This is a genomic window from Spirosoma pollinicola, from assembly GCF_002831565.1.
Lineage (GTDB): Bacteria > Bacteroidota > Bacteroidia > Cytophagales > Spirosomataceae > Spirosoma > Spirosoma pollinicola.
Window position 1 is genome coordinate 2,216,315 of the sequence record NZ_CP025096.1, and the last position, 21,011, is coordinate 2,237,325.

The 21,011-nt window shown below is 46.3% G+C and carries 21 protein-coding genes; 10 read left to right on the top strand and 11 right to left on the bottom strand.

The window, feature by feature from the left end:
- Positions 1 to 122: 122 nt before the first annotated feature.
- Both CWM47_RS09465 and CWM47_RS09470 read right to left on the bottom strand, forming a co-directional pair.
- The gene (locus tag CWM47_RS09465; RefSeq protein WP_100987741.1) at positions 123 to 1,337 is read right to left on the bottom strand and encodes a glycosyltransferase family 9 protein; all 1,215 of its coding nucleotides are present in this window, start codon (positions 1,335 to 1,337) and stop codon (positions 123 to 125) included.
- Positions 1,334 to 2,524 carry an argininosuccinate synthase gene (locus CWM47_RS09470; protein WP_100987742.1) on the bottom strand — a complete coding sequence of 397 codons (1,191 nt, stop codon included), beginning with the start codon at positions 2,522 to 2,524 and terminating at the stop codon, positions 1,334 to 1,336. Before CWM47_RS09470 ends, CWM47_RS09465 begins: the two co-directional genes overlap by 4 nt.
- A 452-nt stretch (positions 2,525 to 2,976) precedes the next feature.
- Here CWM47_RS09470 and CWM47_RS09475 point away from each other — a divergent pair, with 452 nt between their 5' ends.
- From CWM47_RS09475 to arr, 7 genes are all read left to right on the top strand, one after another.
- Positions 2,977 to 3,951 carry a hypothetical protein gene (locus CWM47_RS09475; protein ID WP_100987743.1) on the top strand — a complete coding sequence of 325 codons (975 nt, stop codon included), beginning with the start codon at positions 2,977 to 2,979 and terminating at the stop codon, positions 3,949 to 3,951.
- 37 nt (positions 3,952 to 3,988) lie between these two features.
- The gene (locus tag CWM47_RS38755) at positions 3,989 to 4,165 is read left to right on the top strand and encodes a hypothetical protein (RefSeq protein WP_170069417.1); all 177 of its coding nucleotides are present in this window, start codon (positions 3,989 to 3,991) and stop codon (positions 4,163 to 4,165) included.
- Between the two features lie 166 nt (positions 4,166 to 4,331).
- Positions 4,332 to 4,925, top strand: coding sequence for a DUF3885 domain-containing protein (locus CWM47_RS09480; RefSeq protein ID WP_100987744.1), 594 nt, complete (start codon positions 4,332 to 4,334; stop codon positions 4,923 to 4,925).
- A gap of 241 nt (positions 4,926 to 5,166) precedes the next feature.
- Positions 5,167 to 5,508, top strand: coding sequence for an ArsR/SmtB family transcription factor (locus CWM47_RS09485; protein ID WP_100993813.1), 342 nt, complete (start codon positions 5,167 to 5,169; stop codon positions 5,506 to 5,508).
- On the top strand, positions 5,505 to 6,008 hold the full coding sequence (locus tag CWM47_RS09490) for an SRPBCC family protein (RefSeq protein WP_100987745.1): 504 nt from the start codon (positions 5,505 to 5,507) through the stop codon (positions 6,006 to 6,008). Before CWM47_RS09485 ends, CWM47_RS09490 begins: the two co-directional genes overlap by 4 nt.
- Before the next feature lie 153 nt (positions 6,009 to 6,161).
- Positions 6,162 to 6,566, top strand: a complete 405-nt coding sequence (locus tag CWM47_RS09495; protein ID WP_100987746.1) for a putative quinol monooxygenase — start codon at positions 6,162 to 6,164, stop codon at positions 6,564 to 6,566.
- A 166-nt stretch (positions 6,567 to 6,732) separates the two neighbouring features.
- Positions 6,733 to 7,161 carry an NAD(+)--rifampin ADP-ribosyltransferase gene (gene arr, locus CWM47_RS09500; RefSeq protein ID WP_100987747.1) on the top strand — a complete coding sequence of 143 codons (429 nt, stop codon included), beginning with the start codon at positions 6,733 to 6,735 and terminating at the stop codon, positions 7,159 to 7,161.
- Between the two features lie 27 nt (positions 7,162 to 7,188).
- Here arr and CWM47_RS09505 read toward each other — a convergent pair whose 3' ends face one another.
- Both CWM47_RS09505 and fabG read right to left on the bottom strand, forming a co-directional pair.
- Complete coding sequence (locus CWM47_RS09505) at positions 7,189 to 8,067, bottom strand: diacylglycerol/lipid kinase family protein (protein ID WP_100987748.1); 879 nt, start codon at positions 8,065 to 8,067, stop codon at positions 7,189 to 7,191.
- Positions 8,068 to 8,364: 297 nt separating this feature from the next.
- A complete protein-coding gene (gene fabG, locus CWM47_RS09510; RefSeq protein WP_100987749.1) occupies positions 8,365 to 9,102 on the bottom strand; it encodes a 3-oxoacyl-ACP reductase FabG in 738 nt (245 codons plus the stop codon).
- Between the two features lie 123 nt (positions 9,103 to 9,225).
- Between fabG and CWM47_RS09515 the strand changes: the two genes are divergently transcribed.
- Entirely contained in the window at positions 9,226 to 9,678 is a 453-nt protein-coding gene (locus tag CWM47_RS09515) for a YybH family protein (protein ID WP_100987750.1), read from the top strand.
- Between the two features lie 75 nt (positions 9,679 to 9,753).
- Here CWM47_RS09515 and CWM47_RS09520 read toward each other — a convergent pair whose 3' ends face one another.
- Complete coding sequence (locus CWM47_RS09520; protein WP_100987751.1) at positions 9,754 to 10,986, bottom strand: acyltransferase family protein; 1,233 nt, start codon at positions 10,984 to 10,986, stop codon at positions 9,754 to 9,756.
- A 178-nt stretch (positions 10,987 to 11,164) separates the two neighbouring features.
- Here CWM47_RS09520 and CWM47_RS09525 point away from each other — a divergent pair, with 178 nt between their 5' ends.
- Positions 11,165 to 11,581: a MaoC family dehydratase gene (locus CWM47_RS09525; protein ID WP_100987752.1), complete on the top strand. Its 417-nt coding sequence runs from the start codon at positions 11,165 to 11,167 to the stop codon at positions 11,579 to 11,581.
- 76 nt (positions 11,582 to 11,657) lie between these two features.
- Here CWM47_RS09525 and CWM47_RS09530 read toward each other — a convergent pair whose 3' ends face one another.
- Both CWM47_RS09530 and CWM47_RS09535 read right to left on the bottom strand, forming a co-directional pair.
- Entirely contained in the window at positions 11,658 to 11,840 is a 183-nt protein-coding gene (locus tag CWM47_RS09530) for a histone H1 (RefSeq protein ID WP_100987753.1), read from the bottom strand.
- Positions 11,841 to 11,984: 144 nt separating this feature from the next.
- On the bottom strand, positions 11,985 to 13,289 hold the full coding sequence (locus CWM47_RS09535; RefSeq protein ID WP_100987754.1) for an aminotransferase class I/II-fold pyridoxal phosphate-dependent enzyme: 1,305 nt from the start codon (positions 13,287 to 13,289) through the stop codon (positions 11,985 to 11,987).
- A gap of 245 nt (positions 13,290 to 13,534) precedes the next feature.
- On the opposite strand from CWM47_RS09535, the gene accC reads away from it, so the two are divergent.
- Positions 13,535 to 15,043, top strand: coding sequence for an acetyl-CoA carboxylase biotin carboxylase subunit (gene accC / locus CWM47_RS09540; RefSeq protein ID WP_100987755.1), 1,509 nt, complete (start codon positions 13,535 to 13,537; stop codon positions 15,041 to 15,043).
- 100 nt (positions 15,044 to 15,143) lie between these two features.
- On the opposite strand, the gene CWM47_RS09545 is transcribed toward accC, so the two are convergent.
- From CWM47_RS09545 to CWM47_RS09560, 4 genes are all read right to left on the bottom strand, one after another.
- Positions 15,144 to 16,193 (bottom strand): AAA family ATPase, encoded by a 1,050-nt coding sequence (locus CWM47_RS09545; protein ID WP_394342009.1) that lies wholly within the window; start codon positions 16,191 to 16,193, stop codon positions 15,144 to 15,146.
- A 146-nt stretch (positions 16,194 to 16,339) separates the two neighbouring features.
- Positions 16,340 to 17,251 (bottom strand): PorP/SprF family type IX secretion system membrane protein, encoded by a 912-nt coding sequence (locus CWM47_RS09550; RefSeq protein WP_100987757.1) that lies wholly within the window; start codon positions 17,249 to 17,251, stop codon positions 16,340 to 16,342.
- Positions 17,252 to 17,405: 154 nt separating this feature from the next.
- Positions 17,406 to 19,796 (bottom strand): carboxypeptidase regulatory-like domain-containing protein, encoded by a 2,391-nt coding sequence (locus CWM47_RS09555; protein ID WP_100987758.1) that lies wholly within the window; start codon positions 19,794 to 19,796, stop codon positions 17,406 to 17,408.
- 237 nt (positions 19,797 to 20,033) lie between these two features.
- The gene (locus tag CWM47_RS09560) at positions 20,034 to 21,008 is read right to left on the bottom strand and encodes a PorP/SprF family type IX secretion system membrane protein (RefSeq protein WP_100987759.1); all 975 of its coding nucleotides are present in this window, start codon (positions 21,006 to 21,008) and stop codon (positions 20,034 to 20,036) included.
- Positions 21,009 to 21,011: the final 3 nt, after the last annotated feature.

Below are 21,011 nucleotides of genomic sequence, written 5' to 3' on the forward strand. Positions count from 1 at the left end.
ACCCCAGCCCCTCCCCTTGAAATAAGGGGAGGGGCTAAAAAGAACTAGCTTAAGCCCCTCCCCTTGAAATAAGGGGAGGGGTTGGGGTGGGGTAAAACAGACCAAAGCTACTACATCATTTCTTAAATAGCCGCCCGGCTAGTTTCGCCAATTGACCGGAACCAGCCCATCGCCCGGTTCAATACGCTTTCGTCGAAAGTCGTTACGTATTCACTATCAAATCCGGGCCGGTCAAGGGTTAGCGTGCGGCTTAGTTGATGATTGTGTATCACCAGAGTTGGCTTGCTGGAAATCGGGAAGAATTGAATACCCATCCCGTTTTTCTGAAACGACAGTGTTGGGCAACCCAGGCAACACAAGTGCATGGGCAACGAATCGAGCGTAAAAGCAGCCTGCGCCTGTTCGCTTAAACTGGCCATATCCTGAAGTGTCGACGTGCCTACCGCCGAAATCAACCTATCTACTGCGGTTGGGTTGGTGGCCCGCACACGCTCGTATAATTCGGTTGTAAATGCTTTTTGTCCGCTAAACACTAGCGGATTCGAGCTTTCCTGCAACAACCGGGTTGCCAGTTGGCACCAATAGTCAATCGACAGCATCCGAACAGGCTCGCCCGATTCAGGGCAGATCAGAATGGGTTTACAGGCTGGAACCGTACTGTTAAGTTTGGCCCACAATTGAACGGGCGACTCTGGAGGGTGGAAAAAATATGGCTCCACCGTCCGTAGATCAGCCTCAATACCCATTGGTTTCAGCAGCGTAAGAATCAGGTCGAAGTTATGCACTTCGCCATCGGGCAGGAAAAACTCATCATCGAGCAGCCCGCCAAATCCCCGCGTGCCATAGCCAATTTTTCGCCGGACGTTTATATACGGCAACACAAAATGCATGGGCGAATCCGAAAACCGAATATCGACCGAGTAATCATATACCGTGTCGCGAAGCGTTTTTATGGCCGACTTCGTTGTTTGCCAGAAATCCTGCCATTTCTGAAATGTAGACAGCGGCCGACGACTCGTTCCAACATGATTGAGGTGGATAACACGCCGTATATATGGATTGTCTTTCCAGATCGGGTCGCACCAGCTACCCGCCAGTACGTCAATCCGGGCATTTGGATATTGACGCCGGATAAGGGGGAACGCGTAGGACAAAATCAACGCATCCCCCAAATGTCCCGACGTCATCAATAGGAGTGACAGTTCGTCGGCAGCCGGTAAACTGTCACTCCTATGCGCATAGCTTCCCTGCGCGTAGGCATCAACAACGACATCGAGCAGTTGTAAAGGATACGCTACGCTGCGGGGAGCACAGTATTTTCTCGGCTTACCGATCACTGATTGTTGATTTTCTCGTAGATCATTACCTGATTGGAAGCTACTTTCGAGAAGCCCCGCACATCGTCGCCGGTCCAGGCATTGTTCATTTCGCCATACGAACCAAATTTCGACGACATCAGGTCATGATCCGACTCGATGCCCAGCACCTGGAACCGGTAAGGAGCCAGCAATACATGCACTTTACCCGACACATGGGCCTGCGAATCGGCCAGGAAGGTTTCGATGTTCCGCATAACGGGGTCCATAAACTGCCCTTCGTGCAGCATGGTGCCATACCAGTTGGATAGTTGCTCTTTCCAGTACAACTGCCATTTGCCCAGCACGTGTTTTTCGAGTGTGTGGTGCGCTTTTATGAGAATTAAAGGCGCGGGTGCTTCAAAACCAACGCGGCCTTTGATACCAATAATCGTATCGCCAACGTGGATGTCGCGCCCAATGCCAAATGGACCAGCCAGTTCGGTAATTTTACGAATCGCATCGACTGAATTGGCGAATTTTTCACCGGCTACCTCTTTGATTTCGCCATGTTGAAACACCAGCGTAATGGTTTCAGGCTCGGTTTTCGTTACCTGCGTTGGCCAGGCCGACTCAGGCAGGAATTGATCGGAAGTCAGGGTTTCCTTGCCCCCAACCGATGTTCCCCAAAGGCCTTTGTTGATCGAGTAAGCCGCTTTGTGCCACTCCTGATCAACGCCTTTTGCTTTCAGGTATTCGATTTCGGCCTCGCGCGACAGGCGCAAATCCCGAATTGGGGTAATAACTTCGGCGTCGGGCGCAATGATTCGAAACGCCATATCGAAACGCACCTGATCATTACCGGCACCTGTGCTACCATGTGCAATAGCCGTCGCCCCAATTTCGCGAGCGTATTCGGCTGCGGCAATGGCCTGAAAAATCCGTTCGGCACTTACCGAAAGCGGGTAGGTATTGTTTTTCAGGACGTTACCGAACACCAGAAACTTCAGACATTGCTGGTAGTAATCATCTGTTTTGGAGACCGTTACGTGCGACTTAACACCCAATGAATAGGCCCGTTCTTCAATGGCTTTGAGTTCGGCATCCGAAAAGCCACCCGTATCGACCAGCACCGAGTACACATTCATGCCCCGGTCTTCGGACAAATATTTAACGCAGAAGGAGGTATCGAGACCCCCGCTAAAGGCAAGAACTACTTTTTGAGACATCAGAGAGAAAGACGCCGGGCGATTGCGCGCCTGTTGTCAGAATGGTTTTGGCGGGGCAAATATCGGGCTTTCAGCGTTATGTTGCGCAGGTAAATCCCCTTATATTGATTTAAGTTGCAAGCTGTTGGAAGGGTTTGGCAGTACTAAATCACTTACTGCCGGATGGGATTTTGCACCCATCAACGGCGTGGTGACTGTTCAAGATACGAAGTAGGCAGTTTGTATTGCCGGTGAAGGGGGTTATGGTTAATAGCTTGTTCGAGTTTTTGATTAGTGGCTAAATGGAGTAAGATTACCTAGCTGATTAATAAGAAATTAACCACAAATCAAGCAGAATCTATGTAGCGGCAATTCAGTGATTGCGTTTAAGGAGATAGCTGAAAAGGTTCGTATATTTGAAATTTGTAGCCAATAGTAGGACGACCGAGCCGTAATAGACAAACAAACAGACAATGACATTAAAAGAAGCCGTATTAAAAAGTCTAGAAGATATTAACGACATCACAAATTATTTAGCCGTGCTTAACCATATCAATGACAAAAACTATTACAACTTTGGTGGCGCAAAAACGCCAAGCTCAACAATTTCGGCAGTTTTGGGCGACTTCATTCGAAATGGCGATACAAGAGTGAAACGAATAAAACAGGACGGTGGAATGTACTCCTATTACTTGACTAAAAACGAACAAAATATTGGAATTGAAATTTTAAGTGGCGAAGCAGAAAATCAAATCATAAAACCAATTAAAGTAAACAAACTAAAGGCATACGAAGAGAGAGATTTACACAAACTTTTGAGTAGTTATCTTAAAAATACAGACACTTATTCAAAAACTATTTTTCACGAACAATCCAACGGAAAAGACAATAATCAAATTTGGACCCATCCAGATATGATTGGAATTAAGTTCTTGAATTTACAGACAAAAGCAAGTCAAAACTTTTTAAAATCAATAAATCGAGTTGACACTTTTAAACTGAGTTCATACGAACTTAAAAGAGAAATTAACAGCGACAGTGAACTAAAAAAAGCCTTTTTCCAAGCCGTTTCAAATTCAAGTTGGGCAAATTATGGCTATTTAGTAGCATTTGAGTTTAGCGACAACTTGAACGAGGAAATGGCAAGACTTAACCAATCGTTTGGAATTGGAATTATAGAATTAAACGCCAATCCTTACCAAAGTAAAGTGCTTTATCCATCAATATTTCGAGGCTTAGACTTTAAGACTATTGACAAACTTTGTAAGATGAATAAAGAGTTTGAAAAATTCATTGAGCAAACAGAAAAGCTTATGACTGCAAGTGAAAAATACGTTTCAGGAGCAGAAAAAGAGCTCGACGAATTTTGTGATGATTACTTTGAAAACGATACAGAAGTTGAGAACTATTGCAAGGTGAAATACATACCAATCGAAGAACGACAATAAGAATTTGAATCTGCTATACTTTTAAAATCATAAGATTATGGGACTGATAAAAGAACCTCTTGACGTTGACTTTATAGTTGACCCAAGACCATTGAGGAAAGAAGAAGAGCTTGCAATTAGTGCATTTATAAAAGCAGACAAAGAAAAAAGAGTTTTATTAGAAAAACGACCAATAAGAACTAAATCTTCAAGCAAAACAAAAGCAACTGCATGACAAGTACGAACTGCTTATATTGGTTTGGCACAAGGTTGCCTGACGAACATAGGCTTTCCATTAGTTTCTCAACTTGGCTATGTATAAAGGTAGGTCTTACGTTCGTTCCCTGATGTTGAGTTCTGCACAAAGCCCTGTTCGTTGGCAGTAATTTTAAAACGACACGATGACCAAAGAATATTTTCAAAAATTATGGAATTTAAATTATCCTGAAACAGTGCCAATTTCGCATTTGTTTAAACAGGACTACTTGGATAGATGGTTTAGGATTCATAGTTTGCCAGAATCAAAACGGTATGCCGACAATGAAGATGATTGGAAAATACTTCTTTCAAGACAAAATGAAATAATCACTGACTTGTTTGGATTTGATACCCCTATTTTATTTGTAACAGGAAAATATAATTGGGGTACCAAAAGAACAATTCACATAACAGATGAAAAAGACATATTTAAGTCTTTTTCATTTACAAGACTTGACAGCATTGAGTTATTTAAATTTGACTCTGAACAATATGATGAGCCTGATATTTACAGACCAGCATTTACAATGACGGTTTGGAAAACTAATTATCACGACAATATTTTAAGAGAAATTGCAACGGATAAAATAAGAGGATTTTTCGTTTCTTTTGATAAAAATATAATTGTTGCACCATATGATGGTGGCATTGACTTTATGATTAAAGACAGTTTGACAAAAGAATATTATAAAAATAAATATCGACAGTGGTTATCGGAAAGAGAAGATGGCCTTTGAAAATAAAATAAAAACTACTACTGCCAGGAAGGGCTTGCCAAAATGGGGCGGCAAGTACTAGATTAAATATTTTTACGTCTACTGCCCTCACTGCCAAGCCCCAAACCGTTCTTAGCCCCTTCACTCCTCCCCCTCCTAAGCGCCAACTCCAACCTACTTTTTTAATCTGAAAAATTTGCGAAACCGAATGGTTGCGCGTATATTTGCAACCGAATGGTTTCACAAAACAAATTTGAACAGTATGAGACGAGATATATTCCAGGCAATAGCCGATCCCACAAGGCGGGCAATAATTGCGTTGATCGCTTTGCAGGCAATGACCCCCAACGCCATTGCCGACAACTTCAACACCACCCGGCAATCGGTTTCCAAACACCTTCGCATACTCACAGAATGCGAGATCGTGAAACAGGAACAGCAAGGCAGAGAAATTTACTATTCACTTGAGGTTGAAAAAATGAAAGAGGTTGATGAATGGATAAACCAATTCAGGAAGCTTTGGGAAACTCGATTCAATCAATTGGATACTGTATTAGCCAACCTGTCTGCCGAGAAGCAGGCAACTAAACAACAAAAAAAATGACAACTGACTTGCTATTTGATTTCATCGTTGACAAATCAACAAAAACGGCAATCGTAACCAGAGAGTTTGATGCCGACCTTTCGCTGGTATGGGATGCTTACACCAAACAGGAAATTCTTGATCAGTGGTGGGCACCCAGACCCTGGACCTCAAAAACAAAGTACATGAATTTTGAGGTAGGCGGGCAACGGTTTTATGCGATGGTAAGCCCGGAAGGAGATGAGCGTTGGTCTGTTCAGAAATATACGTCCATTAGTCCAAAGACGAATTTCAAAATGTCGAATGCGTTTGCCGACAAAGATGAAAATCCCGAATTGCCGGGTTCTGACTGGGACTTTAATTTCAGCGAACAAAACGGAAAGACGAAGGTCAGTATAAGTATCTATAATGAATCACTTACCCGTCTGGAGAAAATGATTGCCATGGGCTTCAAGGAAGGCACGGCTATGACAATGAAAAATCTGGATGAATTACTGGCAACTTTATCGAAACAACAGTAGAACGAAAATTCGCTATTACTTTCAGCCTCACTATATGCCTGTCGGCAGGTAGTGGGGCTGATTGCTATATTTGTCATCAAATATCAAGCTTCCAGAAAACGTAATACTATTGATTAAGGGTTAGAACTAAAAATCTCGAAAACAACGGATAAAATGCAGCGAAGACACTATAAATTACTTGCCACTGTAATTAGTTTATTTATACTAACAATTTCCTTTAGCAAGAATGCCATAGCGCAAGGAAAAAATCAAATGGTTAGACTGGCAAAAATTAAAGTCGACCCATCTCAATTGAATAACTATAACAAGGCACTAAAAGAACAAATGACAACTGCTGTTCGTCTTGAGCCGGGCGTATTAACGTACTACGCTGTTGCCGACAAGAAAGACGCTTCACATATTACAATACTGGAAATATATGCTGATACAGCCGCATACAAACTACATACAGAGACCCCTCATTTTAAAAAATACAAAGACACGGTTAAGGGCATGGTTCAGTCATTAGAGCTTGTTGATGTTAATCTAATTGGTTCTTCTAGGAAGCCGGGTATGTAGTGCAGAAACTAAACCAACACATTTCGTTAATAGAACTGAATACAGCGCAATTTAAGTCTATTCTGGGACTACCTTCCCCCTGAAGGGGCTAAAATTGAGAATAGTCAAGCTTTAGCCTGACGTTGATGGATATTGTAATCCGACACCTAAAACACATCAATAACGGATGGAAAACAAAAATGTCGAATTGAATAAGACTGACGTTTTAGACAACGGTCCCTTTTACCACGGGACGAAAGCGGATTTGCACATTGGTGATTTGTTGACAGCCGGGTACAGGTCGAATTACAAACCCGAAGTCATCATGAATCACATCTATTTTACAGCCCTGGGGCCTACAGTGGCGGGACTTGCCGCAGCCCTGGCCAACGGTGATGGACACGAACGTATTTATATTGTTGAACCGACGGGGAGCTTCGAAAATGATCCGAACGTTACAGACAAAAAATTCCCCGGCAACCCAACACGCTCGTATCGCAGCCAGGCACCCTTAAAAGTCGTAGGCGAAGTGACAGACTGGGTGCGACTAACGCCTGAGGAAGTACACCAATGGCGAGAGAAAATAGCGAATATAAAAGGAGAAATTATTAATTAATTTCTGAAATGCTCACCCCCTGCCCCGCTACAACAACACCAGCAAACTACTTGGTAACACCCGTACTTCGGCCCGACCGGTTGGCAATATGAGCGGTTCACCATCGGCATGAATCAATAACGGGGCGCTCGTCTGAACAGTAGCCTTTGTGACAGACTGCCCCCGCCAATAACTGGAGTGGTTGATGGTTTTATTGAATAAACGCCAGGTTAACATAGCGGCTGCCTGCGCCGGAAACGGTCGAATTTCGCACTGTTCCAGCCGCCCGTCGGCAATGTTGGCTGTGGGGGCCATCCAGGCATTATTGCCAAATTGGCCCGCATTGGCAAACGTCATCGAAAACAGGGTGCGCTCCTGTCCATCGAGCTGGAAAGGTTGTGGTTTGTAGGCCCAGAATGCCCGAAACGCCGTACGAATATAGGTAGGTAAGCCCCGAACGGGTTGCTTCGCGAAGGCATGAGCTACGTAGGCTTCAAAGCCCAGTCCGGCTGTACAGAAAAAAGGATGTTCGTTGATCTCACCGCTATCAATCACCACCGGACGACCGTTTAAGGCCCGCTCGATGGCTTTCAGCGGATTTAGTGGAATACCCAGATGCCGAGCCAGTCCATTGCCCGAACCAATAGGGACAATACCCAGCGCGGTTGCCGACCGGCGGAGTGCCTGCGCGGTTTCATTAATGGTACCGTCACCCCCGATGGCAAGCACCCGATTAACACCCCGCTCGACAGCCGCCTGGGCCAGTTCGGTAGCATGACCGGGATGAGTAGTAAGCACTGCTTCGGGCGCAAAACCAAGTGCCTCGGCCTGACGCATAAACGCATCCTGAAGTACCGCTTTCTGCGCAACCGAGGTAGTCCCCGACAGTGGATTTATTATAGCCAGTATGGCCGACCGATTCGCCACTCAGGAAAAGAAAATAAACATGAGTAAAATGAACACAACGATAAAGACATAGTACCAACCGTCGGAGAAGATGTACGGTTTATAATCTTCGTAAAATTTACGGACTTTGCTCATGGACAGGTTACGATTAAATGGTACTGTAAAGATAAGGGGTAAGTTAATGGATAATGTAAAATGAATAATGCACTGTGCGGGTCCGAAACATTACACATTGATAATCATCACCTTACCATTCACAGCCGCCCGCGCGATCAATTATTCATTTTACATTCTTCATTCTTCATTAACTTATTCGATTTACAACGCCTGCCCGCCATTTACGGCCAGTACGTGTCCATTCACGAATGAGGCTTCGTCGGATGCCAGAAATAAATAGGCGTTGGCAATATCCTCTGGCTGGCCAATGCGTCGTACCGGAATGGTAGCTACCGCCTGATTGCGCACCTCATCGGGCATGGCGTCGGTCATAGCGGTCTGAATGAAACCGGGTGCCACCGCGTTTGCCGTGATGCCTTTTGGCCCAAGCTCTTTCGACCACGAGCGTACCATGCCAATGATACCCGCTTTGGCGGCTGCATAGTTAGTTTGCCCAAACGCACCATGCACCCCATTGATGGACGAGGTACAAATAATACGTCCGTATTTCTGCTCAACCATATAGGGAGCAATGATCTTCGTGCAGTTGAACACACCCGTCAGGTTCACATCAATAACCTGCTGCCACTCCTCGAATGACATTTTCAGCAGGCTTTTATCCCGCGTAATACCTGCGTTGTTGATAAGAATATCTATTCGCCCGTAACGGTTATGCACCTCTTTGGCCGCCGTTTCGATGCCGGGTACATCTGTGGTGCTAACAGACATGAAATCACATTGGAAACCCTGTTCACGCAGCGTTTGGGCATTAGCTTCTCCTTCGGGCAGGAGATCCCAGATAATGACAGTAGCGCCTTCCCGGCAAAACACCTCGGCGGCTGCTTTTCCAATGCCCCGGGCAGCCCCGGTAATGATGGCAACTTTATTCTGTAATCGCATAACTCAACAATAAAGGCTATTCGTTAGTAGTACAGAGACCAATAACGGAAAAATCCCGTCGAATCGCCAACGTCGATTCGAATATCAACTATGTATCTTAGCTGTAGTCAAATACTGTCCCTGATGAAACAACACGTTGTTGTCCTATTGTTTAGCCTCCTGGCGTTGCCTGCCATCAGTCAGCCATTGTCCCAGAAATTAGCAGCCAACCGTGACCGACGGCTCATTTTAGAAACCCTGAAACGCCAAACCGACGACTGGAATGTCGGTCGCATTGATCGTTTTATGGTAAGCTACTGGGAATCGGACTCGCTCACGTTTGTAAGCAAAGCGGGCATTACGTATGGACATCAGGCTACGCTTGCCAACTACAAAAAACGCTACCCCGACCGGGCGTCGATGGGAACCCTTAAATTTGATATCCTGCAACTGGACCTGCTTAATTCAACTACTGCCTATGTGATCGGGAAGTTTCACCTCACCCGTCCCGAAATTGGCGATGCAGAAGGCCATTTCACATTGCTATGGCGCAAGATCAAAAACCGCTGGGTAATCGTTAGCGATCATACGAGTTAAAAGGTGAAAGAGCGAAAGAGCGTATCCGAGAGGACACTTCGCATGTACTTTTCGCTCTTTCACTCTTTCACTCTTTCACTCTTTCACTCTTTCACCTATAAGTTGCGTCGGTTCTTTGGCCGATAGTCGTTCGCGGAGTTGGGTAACGGGCTTTTCGAAGAATTTGTACAGTAATGTGGATAGGACGAGTACCACAGCCCAGAAAAGGCCAATCTTCAACCAACCCATAGCTAATGATGTGGTGGGAATCCGCTCAATGAATGTGATCATGATGGGAGTCAGATTGAGCAGATACATCGAATAGGAAATCAGGCTGATGTGGGTAATGATACGAGCGAGGCCAAACTTCGCCCAGAGGCCCGTAGCCATTCGCCAGCCGTCCATATAGGGCATCAAAAGCGCCATACTCAGGCCAATTGCCGGGAAATAAAACGTACGCTTGTAGAACGTATAGGCCGGAAACAACCCTGCATTGTAGTAATACTTAATAATAAAAATTGACGACGTAAAAGCGGCTATCACCGTGAGCGCTAACCCCGCAACTACCAATCGACGACGCAGGGAATCATTTTGCCAGCTCGCAGGAAAATAATTCTTTACATAAGCAGCCAGCACCCCATACGAAATAGCATCTAAGCGCATCACAACAATACCCCGATAGCCCAGTTCCCCTTTCGAAATCGGGATTTGGATTGCCGAGATAAACCGATACAGGTTCGTTCCAATAATAACGAACAGAATAGTGGCGAGCACAATACGTTGTCGTGGCCATCTGTTCGAGAACAAGCTATGCATTACCCAAAGTACCAGAGGTAATGTTATGTACGACCATTCTTCAATAGCCAGACTCCAGGTTTCTGGAAAGAAGTCAGGGATATATTTAGCGAAATTTTGCAGGAAAAAGAAATAAGTGACCAGCGTTCCTTTATCGGGCAGTTTGTGGTGCAACCCACTCCGAAACGCCTGCAACAGCGCCAACACAATTAAACCACCCAACACGAGGTAATAATTGGGTAAGGTGCGAAACCATCGGCGGGTCCAGAAATTCAGCAACAAGTGGCGGTCGAAGGTTTCCTTTTTTTCATACGACCGAATCAAAATTCCCCCAATCAGAAAACCACTCAGCACAAAAAACAACTCAACGCCATCGGGCAGGAGATGATGCCAGAATGCCCCATCATAGTACTCTTTAAGGGCAATGGTTGCGTGGGCATCTACCACAATCAGGATAGCAGCAGCCCGCATAATATCTAACCCAAATACACGCTTTGCTGTCGCCGTATCGAGTGAAAATAGTTTTCTCAGCATAATTAACCACGAAGGTACGGGTGAATACTAAATTAAGAATGAAGAATGATGAGTTAAGAATGAAGAATGATATGGCATTACGTTACGAACTTTACCGACTTTTGCAGCTCACGGGTGCGGTAGCCCGATCTTGCGCCAGCCTACTCTTCATTCTTCATTATTAATTCTTCATTACAATATGGTTTCTGACTTTGGCCTCGATGCCGTTCATCGCTACTCGTTTCGATTCTCACAGGCCGACGTAGCCGATTTTGCCCGCGTTACGGGCGATAATAACCCGCTTCACCTCGACGCTGACTTTGCAGCACAAACACCGTTCAAGCGGCCTATAATACATGGTATGCTGGGGGCAAGTGTATTTACGAAAGTATTGGGGACCGAATTCCCGGGCTATGGCTCGGTGTATCTGGGGCAAACGCTGGAATTTTTGCGTCCTATGTTCGTCGATACCGATTACGAAGCCACTTTTACGGTACAGTCGATTGATGCCGCAAAACACACGGCTCAAATTCTAGGCGAGATTCGGGATGTGCAAACGGGTAAGGTGACAACAAAGGGCATAGCAACCCTGATGCACAAAGAGAAGATTGTTTAGCGAAGGGACTAAAAAGAGAACTCCCCCGTCTGTTTAACAAACGGGGGAGTTCTTTTTCTGTGGTTAAAATAACCTCTTACTCCGCAGCACCGTTCTTGGCATTCTGAACTTCCGAACGAATGTTTTGTGCCAACGTTTTCAAATCCTGCATCCCTTTCCGAACGCGAGTGCCAGCGGCCTGGTTATTTTTTTCGTAGAATTTTTCAAAATCACCTTCCAGCGACATAACCAAATTCTTTACTTCATCGAAGCGTGCCATAGCGATTTGTATGGGTTAAAGTGTTTAAAAATGCCCAAATTCCGCTAAAAACGCGGTTTTCGGCTGAAATTTAGTCATTCTAACATACAGCACAATAGGCAAGACAAAAAAATAGCCAAAAAATGCAACTTTTTTGCAAAAACCCTACTCAGCGGCTGATTCGGCAGATACTTCGATGGTTTCAGCGGCAATTTCGGACGTTTTTTGACGGTAGTACCCCTTTTCCAAATTGTCGGCTACTTTTGAGAATGCTTCGAGCGTGTACTGGACATCTTCGAGCGTGTGAGCGGCCGTAGGAATAATACGTAACATCACGATCTCTTTGGGCACAACCGGATACACAACAATGGAGCAGAAGATACCATGATTTTCGCGAAGGTCGCGAATTAGTCCTGTGATTTCGGGAATACCACCCTTCACATTTTGCAAAAGAACGGGCGTCACCGGCGACTGCGTGTCGCCAATATTAAAGCCGCGCTCTATTAAACCGCTCTGGAGCGCCCGAACGTTTTCCCACAGTCTATCACGGAATTCTGACGAGTTTCGAATCATGTCGAGCCGCTTCAGGCCACCCACTACATACGGCATTGGCAAAGCTTTGGCGTATGTCTGCGACCGCATATTGTACTTGAGGTACATGATGATGTCATGATCGGCGGCAATAAATGCCCCGATAGCAGCCATCGACTTGGCAAAAGTGGAGAAGTACAGATCGATACCGTCCTGGCAACCGAGCATTTCGCCAACACCGGCACCTGTGTCACCCATCGTGCCGAAGCCGTGCGCGTCGTCGACCAACAAGCGGAATTCGTATGTTGACTTCAGCGCAACGATCTTATCAAGGCTCCCTACTTTACCCGACATACCAAATACACCTTCGGTAATCACCAGAATGCTTCCACCTTTCTCAGCGGCTTTTTTGGTTGCCCGCTGAAGATTCTTCTCCAGACTGGCCATGTCGTTATGGTTGAACTTATAATATTCGCCCATTTTTGCTTTGTGAAGCCGGATACCGTCAATTAAGCAGGCATGGCACTCAGCATCATAAACGATTACGTCGCGGTGATCGACGACGGCTTCAATGGCCGACATAACCCCCTGGTACCCGTAGTTCAGCAGAAATGAATCTTCTTTACCAACGAACTCAGCCAGTTCTTTTTCAAACTGCTCATGAAGATCGCTGTTGCCCGACATCATCCGGGCCCCCATTGGATAGGCCAATCCCCACTGTGCCGAGGCTTCGGCATCCACTTTCCGGATTTCGGGATGGTTCCCTAAGCCAAGATAGTTGTTCAGGCTCCAGTTCAGAACATCCTTTCCCTGGAAACGCATATGTGGGCCAAGATCACCTTCAAGCTTGGGGAATGCGAAATAATGGTGGCCATTGAACTCCCGTGCGGGCGAACCGATGGGGCCTAAGTTATTACGTAGTTTCTCAAATAAATCCACTTATTGCTATTGTTTATCAGGGCAAACCCTTGTTTTTTTACAGAGTAAGTGCAAAAATACGGTTAACTTTCGGTAGCACAAATTCGAGCTTGTAAAATTCAGGTAGAGAACCGATTTGTAACAAATGCATTACTTTAGCCGCGTGAAAAAGTAGTGCATCATTATTGGTCCGTTAAGTTAGCCTAAATACCTTCATAATTACCTTTTTAGCGGCCCACCGTAGTACCGCACCGATTCAGATTAGTATGCCAACAATCAAAAAACTCCTCATTGCGAACCGTGGCGAAATCGCTCTGCGGATCATGAGAACAGCCCGCGAAATGGGCATCCAGACGGTAGCTATCTACTCGGAAGCCGACCGCAATGCCCTTCATGTTCGCTATGCCGACGAAGCGGTCTGTGTAGGGCCTCCCCCATCTGCCGAATCCTATTTGCGGGCCGATAGTATTATCGACGTATGCAAACGGCTTAATGTCGATGCCATTCACCCCGGCTACGGCTTTTTATCGGAAAATGCTGCTTTTTCCCGTGCAGTGCGTGAAGCGGGGCTACTGTTCGTTGGGCCATCGCCCGAGAGCATTGAGGTAATGGGCAGCAAACTGGCCGCCAAAGCCGCTGTTTCCAATTACGACATTCCCATGGTTCCGGGCACACCCTCGGCCATTACAGACCGGGCCGAAGCGAAAATTATATCAGCCGAAATTGGTTATCCAATTCTGATTAAAGCCAGTGCGGGCGGTGGCGGCAAAGGCATGCGTGTCGTCGAGAACGAAGCCGATTTTGATGAACAAATGGATCGCGCTGTTAGTGAAGCCATATCGGCCTTTGGCGATGGGTCGGTGTTCATTGAAAAGTACGTTACCTCTCCCCGGCACGTTGAAATTCAGGTACTTGGCGACCAGCATGGTAATATCATTCATTTATTTGAACGTGAATGTTCGGTGCAGCGTCGTCACCAGAAAGTGATCGAAGAAGCGCCATCGTCCATTCTCACCCCCGAAATCCGAGATGCCATGGGCCGTGCCGCTGTTGACGTAGCTCGTGCCTGCGGGTACTACGGTGCCGGAACAGTTGAGTTTATCGTCAATGACAACCTCGACTTTTACTTCCTGGAAATGAACACCCGTTTGCAAGTTGAACACCCTGTTACGGAGCAGATCACGGGTGTTGACCTGGTGCGGCAAATGATTTACATCGCTGAGGGTAAAGAGTTGACTATTAAGCAAGAAGACTTAAAGATTAAAGGACATGCGATGGAAGTGCGGGTCTATGTCGAAGACCCTGCAAACAACTTCCTGCCCGACGTTGGCACACTTGATACCTACATTCGGCCACAGGGCAACGGTGTTCGGGTAGACGATGGTTTCGAACAGGGAATGGCTATCCCCATTTACTATGACCCGATGATCGCCAAGCTCATTACCTACGGCGACACGCGCGAGGAAGCCATTCAGAAAATGATCCGGGCTATTGATGAGTACCAGATTTCGGGTGTACAAACGACCTTGCCCTTTTGCAGGTTCGTGATGGAGCACGACGCATTCCGGTCGGGAAATTTCGATACAGGGTTTGTAAGCAAGTACTTTACGCCCGATAAGTTAACACCGGCACCAAACGCAGTGGAGAATACACTGGCGTCTGTTCTGGCGGCCTACTTAATGGAAAACAACAAGCCTAAAAACTCCGGGCAACAAGCTAACGGTGCTGTGGCACCTAAGCAAAGCAAGTGGAAAGCGAATCGGGTGGGACAATAGTCAATTAGTTACCGGCCATAAAATAAGCCCATGAATCCTCATGGGCTTATTTTATGGCCAACTAGCGCTAAATTTCATTTACTCAATACAGGCAACTCTATCAAAATCCTACTCTTACTTCCTGCCGTTCGCCGGAGACTGTTTGATCGTCGAGGTTGAAGATATCGGCCAGGGTCATGGGTTGATCGGTGCGATACTCCATACCGAGGTGGTCAAGCAACGTGTTGGCTTTGGCAGGTGCCAGTTTTCCAAAGGCATAATCGACCATCAGGCGTCCTTTCCGCAGGAGCGCCTTATCCAGCAGGTGTTTACTGGCGTTAAAGGTTGCAATGACCTGAATATGCATACAGTCGGCCAGGAGCCCGTCTGTGAGGTTCAGGATATTCGACACGCTGTTTGTATCTCCACCCGCTTCACGCGATTGCAGAATCCGTTCGGCATCTTCAATAATAAGTACCGACTCTTTGTTATCCAGCAGGAACGGAATGATTTCGGGCGAAGTCAGGTAGTTCGTCATATAAGGCGGCAAAATGAGCATGTCCTTTTTGACCAGCGAACTGAGGTGCTTTATATAGGTCGTCTTGCCCGTTCCGGGCTCGCCGTGCAGCAAAATCAGCCCTTTGCTTTTGGGTTTTCCCAATAAGTCTACCAACCGTTCGTGTACAGCAGGAAAATCGTCATTGTAGTGAAGTGAGAGGTCAATTTCGGGAGGCATAATTTCAACACGCTCCGTATGCAATCCCCCCAGCCCGCTTTGAATTAAGTATATATGCGTCTGATTGTCTTCATGAATATATTTATGTTCCTGAAAACCCTCCATTAGCGTTTTTGCTGACTCCTCATCGCGGTAATAGCCATAGAGCCGAAAGAAGCGATCGCCCACAAACTCGGCTTTTAGAATCATGCCATCTTCATGCTGATAAATTCGCTCGATAACATGCCAGCCTTCATCATTTACGCGAGCCGAATTATTAATAACGACAAATCCCCGACTATCTAATAATTGCTGTGCAGAGGGCTTAAAATCGTCGTTAAAATGAAGATAATTCGGATAGCTGCCGAAGGTCTGCACATAATGAGGTGCCAGTGGAAACTCTCGGTCGAGATCACTGGGAATATGTAGATTCTGAATAATGGCTTGGCTGGGCATATGACTGTTGGCCGACAGATTACGCAACAGACCAGCCTCGGAAATCTCGTCGTATGATTTCAAATGGGGTTGAGTTACGTTCCTTCGGGTACTAAGTTATCAATTTTTTCTGATGCGTGTTCGAGAAGACGTTTAGCCTAATTGTGTCAGTAGGCAAATTTCAATCCATTGGGCGAAAAGCGCAGCATAATCTCATGAACGCTCTTTTGGTCATACTGCATGGCATTGGGACTTTCGGGCGTTTGTGAGTTGAATATATAACCCAGCCGGATTGCTTTCGTCAGTTGATATTCGATAAACGCCTGCAAATAATTGGTTTGAATCTGACCAGGGCTATTTTGACGGTATGACAACCCCAAACCAACCTCTTCGTTGAACCATGCCCGCAGGTTTATATCAACACCCAATGGACGATCCGCGATTTTAGAAACCAACACAGACGGAATCAGTACGGTGGACTCGCCTACTTCAATAGGTACGCCCGCCTGAAACATAATTGGCCGAACGCTTTTATATAAATATCGGCCCGTTATATCCGTTACCTGACCACCCAGCTCGGGCGCGGAGACGCCGGCAAAAAAGCGGTCTGATTGATAATAAACTCCTACCCCCAGGCTGGCGACTGCCTTATTAATGCTGGCCGCAGTCGTGACATCAAAAATGGGAAGGATGCTAACACCTCCCTGAAAACCAAAAGATAGCTTAGCCAATGCCGGCAAATTGATCCGATACGCCACGCTGCCATATACGCCCGTAGTCGCAAAAAGGCCCATCCGGTCATTCAGGGCCTGAAATCCCAGGCCAATCCGCCCATTCGCAATGGCACCATCGGCAGACACACTCTGGGTTACAGGTGCATACCGCACACTAATCCATTTTCGTCGAAGAAAGGCCGATAACTGAAAGGACTCCCGACTACCCGCATATGCTGGATTGATGCTCAATGGGTTGAGCAGGTACTGGGAATAAAGCACTTCTTTCTGGGCCTGAGCGGCCTGGGTCGTCAACAAAACCAAACTGCCAGCCAGCAATAAACTAAATGAGTAAATAAAACGCATACGAACAGTAAATGAGAAACCAATTTGCAAGAGTTCAGGCTAAAAACCTAAAACGCCAAACATCCTATTTAGGTACAGGATATTTGGCGTTAAAAGACTTATTGAAACGATACACCTCAACCGGGCAATAAAGCGTTGAAAAGGCTATGTTGCGTTAGTCTAGTTTTAGAATTTTAATTTCTGTCCGACGATTTTGCTGATGCTCATCTTCAGGGCAATTCACGCCATCTTTACATTTATTCAACAACTCACTTTCGCCATACCCCTTCGCGATCAACCGTTTCGTAGCAATACCTTTCGATTTCAGATAGGCCACTGCTGCTTTAGCCCGATTACTCGATAAGGTTTTGTTATAGATGGCCGTAGCCCGACTATCGGTATGCGACCGCATTTCAATGGTCATGGCTGGATATTTAGTTAACAAGGCTACTACTTTGTCCAATTCAACAGCGGCATCAGGACGAATGGCCGACTTATTCAAATTGTAATAGATATTGTCAATTTTAATCACATCGCCTTCCCTGAACATCGTCAGATCGCTCGAGCCTGCTCCATCCTTGGTAACACGACTGCCAAGCGTACCCATACTATCTTTCATGGCTTCGAGCGAGTAATCACAGCCGGGTTGAACCGCAAATTCGTAGCTGCCGTCAGGCCCGGTTGTCGCTTCCTGCTTGCTGCCATCGCAACCGTTCACCAGCACTACGTTTACACCGGCAATGGGTAGTTTATCTGTTTGGGTCGTTACACGGCCACGCAGAATCGATGCGGTAGATGTTCCTGAACTCGTTGGTTTGTCCAACAGGATTTCCAGTCGTGAGGGCTGGTCATCAGAAAGATCCATCGTAGAGAACCCAACTGTGTTGTCAATGTATCCTTCCCGACTGGCCATGAATTTAAAATCACTATCGACATCCAGACAAATTTTGACAAGACCTTCAGCATCGGTTTTCAGCTCTTTCTGTTTATCGTTCTTTGGATTATCCAGGGCGATAACTGTGTTGGCCAATGGTTCTCTGGACATGGCATCAACTACGCTCACAGTTAGTTCACGGCATGGATAAAGGGAGCCTTCACGTGTAAAACGATACACATCATCGTCGGCACCGCCGTGTTTACGATTACTACTAAAATAACCGGCATTCCGGTCACCATCGGTTACGATACCGAAATCATCTTTCGATGAGTTGATGGGTTCGCCCAGATTGCGCACAAATCGGACTTGCTGACCATCGGGCATAAGTTGTGCGTAGAAAATATCCAGATCACCCAACCCTGCGCGCCCATCCGACGAAAAGTAGATATTTCCCTTTTCATCGGCAAATGGAAACAGTTCATTCCCTTTGGAATTCACTTCCTTGCCAAGATTTATGGGATCACCCCATTTACCATTGGTCCACTTGGATACATAGATATCTGTGCCACCAAACCCACCCGGCCGGTCAGACGCGAAGTACAGCAATTGATCTGGTTCGCCGTTAGCGCCTTTCGATAAAGCCGGGTGCCCGGTAGAGTATTCATCGCTGTTGAATGGCAACTCCTCCGCTTTGCTCCAGGTTCCATTTGTTTGGGTAGCGGTAAACAGCTTGAGTTTATTTACGCCATCGGTACTTTGACGGTATTGACCTTCATTAAAATTATTACGCGTAAAAATAACCCGCGACCCATCTTTTGTGAAAGTGGCCGGACCTTCGTGGTACTTGGTATTCAACGTCCGGCTAAATCGGTCCGATTCGCTAATAGGCTGATCTTCGTACCCTTTACTAATGTTATTTCCTCCGTAGAAACCAACCGTGCGTGTATCGTTGGCGGTTGGCGCGGTGTAATCATCACTGCCGAGTGGCCGAATCAACCGCGTTTGAACTGGTTTTTTCGATGATTTGCTGCCTCCCAAACTGAAAGCCTTCGATGACTTCACCGTTTTTAAATCCGGCAGGTAATACAAATCCAGGAAAGGCGTATTGTTCCATTTAAACACACGCTTAATGCCGTTACCTCCATTGCTGGCCGATACAAACACGAGCCCGTCTTTATACAGCATCGGACTAAACTCAGCGCGTTTGGTATTCATGCTCAAAAATTCAACCTTATAGCTACCTGCGTTTCGAGTGAGTGCACTGGCATCGCTATAAAGTTTCGAAAAGGACGGACTACGTTTATCGCTCGACTGTACGCTGCCGAATTTCTCGTAAGCCTCCTGGGCTTCGCGGTACTTGCCGTTACTGGCCAGCGTCTGTGCATAAAATAAATAGCATTTATTATAATCGGCGGGGAGAGTGCCGCTGTTAATGAGGTCGCGGTAAACACGCTCGGCATTGGGCATATCGCGTGTTTGCTGATAGCTGTATCCTAGCTTGGCCTGCGCATCCCGGCGTTCCTTTTCTGCCAGATTTTTAGGATTTGACAGGGCCTGCTCATACAATTCAATAGCCCTTGAATAGGCCAGTTGATCAAATTGATTATCGGCTTTTTTCGTGATCGACTGCGCCAGTACTAAACTGACTGTCAGCCAGACGAGCGCAAGAGTTGAGAAAAAACGTATCATATACTAGTAAAGTTGGGAAGCCTCATAAAAGGAAAAAGGTACATTCTCCTATACTGAGAGAACATACCTTTTTCAATAAGCAAATACTGAGCCGAAAATTAAAAAAGCAGATGGGAAATAGTGGAGCGGGTAAATAGTAAAATAGTGAAGCGGTGAAATGGTAAAGTGGTGAAATAGTGAAGATGGCTTTTGCCTTATTTCACCATTTCACCACTTTACTATTTCACCGCTTCCTGCTTAAAAATAACGCGGGGTCAGGATACGGTTCTTCCCAAAACCAAGTTCGTACCGGATCATGATCTCGTGCGAGCTTGGTGCTACGCTTTGCAGATTGCTCATGGTACGATCATAGGCATAGCCAAACCGGAACTGGTCTGTCAATTGCACTTCGAGCATGCCAACAACAGCATCGGTCGTGTACTTCGTCCAGCTTGAAAATTGATTCCGGCGAATCGACGCACCGATGGCGATCCGGTCGGCAAACCAGAAGTTGATGTTTCCATCAAATCCTAGCGGAGCCCCTTCGGCATATTTTACCAGAAAGGATGGCTTCATTTTGACAACCGGGCTAATACCCACCACAAAACCAGCCGCTAAATAAGCCTGGCGAGCCTGTACGGAACGATAGTCGCCCACGTTGTACTCACTTAACTTGTTCTTGATCAGGCGAGGTACGGATATGCTCAGGTATGACTTGTCGTTGCTCAGGTAAATGCCGGTGCCGAAATTCGGTAGCATTTTCGAAATATTACTGGCAAAGGCGGGGTCAATCTGGTTATCGGGTGATGTTTTCACCTCACTTAGATTAGCCTGATAGCTCGATGCACCTCCCTGTAAGCCCAGTGCCAGCGTACTTTTTGCGCCCACTTTAATGCGGAAGGCATACGAAGCAAAGGCACCTGTTTCCTGAATTACACCAACCTTATCGCCGTAGAGTTGTATACCAACGCCAATACGCTCATTGTTGAGGGGCATATCGGCCGTAAACGTTGCCGTTTGCGGAGCGCCGGGCAGGCCGGTCCACTGGTTCCGATAAAGAGCCGACATGCTTAGCACATCCCGACTGCCAGCATAGGCCGGATTAAGGGCCATCATGTTGAACATGTACTGCGAGAACATCTTGTCCTGCTGCGCCCGGACCTGGCTGCTACCGATCCCGAGGACCAGTAGCAGCACGACTGCCGAATGTTTAATTGAAAACTTGTTTGACATCGG